The organism is Burkholderia sp. E168m23 (genome assembly GCF_016586125.1).
GTDB classification, from domain to species: domain Bacteria; phylum Pseudomonadota; class Gammaproteobacteria; order Burkholderiales; family Burkholderiaceae; genus Burkholderia; species Burkholderia orbicola.
Genome location: NZ_BCPP01001101.1, coordinates 1 through 2142 on the forward strand (window position 1 = coordinate 1; position 2142 = coordinate 2142).

General features: G+C 55.7%; 1 protein-coding gene. It reads right to left on the reverse strand.

Features of this window, described 5'->3' with window-relative positions:
• Positions 1-488 precede the first annotated feature (488 nt).
• On the reverse strand, positions 489-2142 hold a 1654-nt coding region (locus JMF90_RS34510), incomplete at its 5' end, for a hypothetical protein (RefSeq protein ID WP_201326111.1).

A 2142-nucleotide genomic window follows, 5' to 3' on the forward strand; every position in this document is an offset into this window, starting at 1 on the left:
ATGTGCGACGTGACCGTGATTTTGGCATACCCTCGCGCTCCTGCTACAGAAGGCCGGCGAGCAGACCGTCACGATTGCCGCCCAGACCACGGACCACGGACCACGGACCATGGGGAGGATGCATCAAGGTATTCGATGCCGACAGGCGCGAGGACAGGTACCTCGAGGTAGCGTCCGTCCTTGCTGACTTTATGCCGGCAGACTGACGGTCTTCCGCGCAGACCGGCCGCGATTCAGTCATCCGACGTGGCCCGGCGACGCGGCACTCCACGAACGAAGCCGCTTTCTCCCGGACGTCATGCGGTGTATCAAGGCCAACCAGAAGCAGCGAGGCCTCAGTTTTCTGCAGGCGTAGCCACCGGAGACAGTTGCTTTACGTGGCACTGATGCGTGCGAAGCGAGGGGGCTATTCTGGTGCTGTGCTGATTTGCGATGCGTTTTGCGTCCGGGCGCGCAGTCGGCGCCCAGCGACTCGGCCTAAGGCACGCTCAAAGCATTGGTATCTGCAGCTTCTCGAAGAACGCACGGTTCCGCTTCTTGGCGTCATCCAGCATCTTGTCATACGAGAGAATTTCGATATAACAGTTAAGCTGTGTGTGGAACCTAAAGTAGCCTGCGCCGTCGGGCGTGACCATGAAGTCTCGGTTGAGTGCTATGTCTCGTATTCTCGGAGTCAACGTGCACACGATGTACGCGTAAAACGGCGTCGATTCTGCAACCTCTATGGTTCTTCCTTCGTCCGTTTTGGCTTTGCTATCACGGAGTTTTCGAGCATAGCGAATCACCTGCTCGACGGGGTCTTCGTCCGTTGAGGGGTATTCGTTGCGCTCGGGTCGCTTGAACTCGACGATTACAGCGGAGTTGAAGCTGCGCTTTGCCTCGGCGAACACTTTCGCGGAATTGAAAACAACGATGTCAGGTTCGTCATTTTCGTCCGAATTGACCGCTTTGAGCCGGCTCATTGGCAGGTCGGACCCGAGGTACCAGTGGTATGCCAAACGTTCGTCGATTACCCAAAGGTTTTGCCGGTCGAAGTCAACGTCGTCGGAGCTTGCACGCATCGGAAAGATGATGCTGTGAACGGCTTCTTCCTTCACGTAACGTCCGTCATCCTGCGTTTCGAGGGCCTTATCGAGAAGCTCGAGAATGGTCCTCCGATGCACCACATATCTGGCCAGAGCAGCCTGGCCGAGCTCGTTCTCCTCGCGAAGGAACTGTTCGCGCAAGTGCTTGTACGCTTCGCTGTTACGCTGACCATCGAGTGGCAGACTCTCAATCTGCCGCGCCTGCTCCCGGTGAGCGAGTTCAATATCCTTCTGAACCTTGTACAGTTCGATGTCCAGCTGGTCGTCGGATACATTTGGGGAAATACGGTCAATGTACTGGCCATACCGTTCACTAAGCATGAAGCGGTACTGCGGAGCCTTGTTGGCAACCAGCGTTTCGATGTTCCGTCGCTTCTCTTCACGCAACGTGGTCATGTAAGGCGCCGCCGCATTCTTTACAACGTCTGTCACCGCCGTGTCCAGCTGCGGTCGACTCAGCTCATCATCGAGCTCGAGTTCGTCTTCGCCAGACAGGACCAACTGCGTACGAGAAGAATCAACGCGTGAATCGAGGTATTGCCCGAACACGTATGTCTTGAAAACAAACGACTTTCCCGCCTCGTCGACGAATCTCGTCTTGAAGTCGGGAACTCGTGTGCCTACGCCCCAGGAAATAACCTCGCGCTTGTTTGCGCAATAGGAGACGGTGTGCCTTCGATTCAGGCTGGAGTCGAAGCGAACAATGACCGCATTTAGCTCGTGCTTGCCGACGGTAAACTTGTGCTCGGTCGCACGGGTGTCAGCCTCGGCGCGGAAGTACTCGTTCAGATTGACTGGTTCATGCTCGTCATCGTGAATCCACACCTCTGGGCATCCTGGACTTAGAAAGTAGATGACGAGGTGGTCGATAATCTTCTGCGCCAGTGTATCGAGCGACTTCGGAAAATGCTTTTGATATTCCGACCGAATGTTGAGCAGCTTTACGGTCGTCTTTACTTCGCCGGCTTTGCAAAGGTCAAGGGCTTCGTTCTCGACCCCCTCCTCAGACTTGCGAAACTCGAAACTGCGACGGTAGCGTTCGTCGCCTTGGTTGTAC